The 1,941-nt window shown below is 75.3% G+C and carries 2 protein-coding genes; both read left to right on the top strand.

The window, feature by feature from the left end; translation table 11 throughout:
* The first annotated feature begins 310 nt into the window (after positions 1-310).
* On the top strand, positions 311-877 hold the full coding sequence (locus KS423_RS44480) for a hypothetical protein (RefSeq protein ID WP_224285367.1): 567 nt from the start codon (positions 311-313) through the stop codon (positions 875-877).
* 160 nt (positions 878-1,037) lie between these two features.
* A complete protein-coding gene (locus KS423_RS44475) occupies positions 1,038-1,772 on the top strand; it encodes a (2Fe-2S)-binding protein (RefSeq protein ID WP_224285366.1) in 735 nt (244 codons plus the stop codon).
* The last annotated feature ends 169 nt before the right edge of the window (positions 1,773-1,941 follow it).

Below are 1,941 nucleotides of genomic sequence, written 5' to 3'. Positions count from 1 at the left end.
CGAGCAGCGCGGCCGCACCGAGGGCGTCCGCCTGCGCGAGCGCGACGGGCGGCATCAGGGCCGGCGCGGCGACGGCGGCGAGCCGCCGCCGGATCCGAGCCGACCGCGGCGATGTGGAATCGGACCGGACGGAGGGTGAGTCGGTGCGCACCCGGCCGAGCCTACGGGCAGCTCTCCCGGGGGAGGCGACCTCCTCCCCGGGAGGGAGCGGTCCGCCGTCAACTCCCCTCCGCAGCGGGAGGTCCGCACGGCCGGGCGGGAGCATGCTCGGTGGCGTCGGAACAACCGCGCCGAAGGAGAACGAACCGCCATGAACCGCCGCCTCGCCACCGCCGCAGTCTCGCTCCTCCTGCTGACCGCGACGGTCGCCACCGCCGCACCGGCCGCCGTCGCCGCACCGGTCCCCGCCGCACAACCGGCCGCCGCGGCAGCCGACTTCGGACCGGTCAGCGTGCGCGGCACCGGCAACACCGTCCTCACCGCCTCGTTCCACGGCTTCGAAGGCGACCCGGTGCAGATCTCGGTGGACGCCCGTGCCGCCACCAACACCGATCCGCACAGCACCGCAGGCCACTTCCACGTCCGTCACGTGCGCACCGACGGCCGGCTGGTCGCCGACTTCGAGGGGGACATCACCTGTCTGGCCGTCGGCGGCCGGGAGGCGATCGCCACCGGGGTGGTCACCAAGGGCGAGGCGCCCTGGTTCCCGGGACTGGAGCTGGTCGGCCAGAAAGTCTCGCTCTCGGTGGAGGACAACGGGCGGCACGGGGACCGGATGGGCTGGGTCTGGGGCGTGTTCGGCCAGCCGGTGTCGGACTGCCAGGGCACGGTACCGTTCATCCGCACGAGCAGTGGTGACTTCTCCGTGCGCAGCTGACACCCGGCCGACCGGGCCTGCCAGGGCCTCTCGGGCAACGAGCGGGGCTGCGCACCGCCGCCCGAACACCCGGAGACCTGGAGGCCCCGTTGTCCCTGGACCGTCCGACCATCCCGCCACGGGCGGGCGCGGGGTTCAACGACCGAACAGGGGACGGCCGTTGAACCCCGCGCCGGACCGGCGGCCGCCCGACTACGCCCGGCTCGGCGCCGTCGGGCCGTACTTCGCGCTCGACACCTCGCCGTCCGGGCCGCCGCCTGCGGGCTTCCGGCCGCTGGCCGAGCTGTACGGCACCGGGCCGGACGCGCCGTTGGCGGCGCGGCTGCGGGTGGTGGCGCGGCGGCTCGGCACCGACGAGCCCCGGGTCGCCGCCTCGATCCTGCATCTGGGACTGGCCGCCCGCTTCTGGTCGGTGGGACTGGGCTCGGCCGTCCTGCTGGGAACGGTCCCGACCCTGGAGCACGCCTGGATGCGCATCCCGGACCAGGGCCCGCTCGATCTGTGGACACCCCCGGAGCCCGCCCGGCCGGCCGCCGGAACGCTTGCCGACCAGCTCCACGAAGCCGTCCTGCTCGGCTGCTTGGAGCGACTGGCGGCAGCCGTCCGGGCCGTCGCACCGCTCTCCTCACGCCTGCTGCTCGGCAACGCCGCGTCCGCGCTGGCCGGGACGCTTCGGGTGCTGGACGCCCATGCGCCTGGCGCCGCACGGGCGTTGGCCGCGGAGCTGCTGGACCGTCCACCGCTGGCCGGATCGGGCACCCTGCACACCGGGCCGCGCGGCACAGCGTTCCGGCGCAACAGCTGCTGCCTCTACTACCGGGTGGGGCCGGGTGCCGGGCTCTGCGGGGACTGCTGCTTCAGCACACCGCCCGGGCGCGGGAAGCGGAACGAATAATACCTTCGTAAATGAAGGTCATATTGCCCACCGCCCCGTCAGCCGCGCACCACCGTCCAGTCCACCGCCGCCGACGGCACCCCGGCCCGCTCGGCCGCCGGGTCCGCGAGCAGCCCGCGTGCCAGCGACCCCACCGGCAGGGCCGGGGTGGTGGCGGCCAGCACCCGCC

Source organism: Streptomyces sp. LS1784, assembly GCF_020103755.1.
GTDB lineage: Bacteria > Actinomycetota > Actinomycetes > Streptomycetales > Streptomycetaceae > Kitasatospora.
Note: the sequence above shows the minus strand (reverse complement) of the source record. Positions and strands in the feature narration are given on the sequence as shown.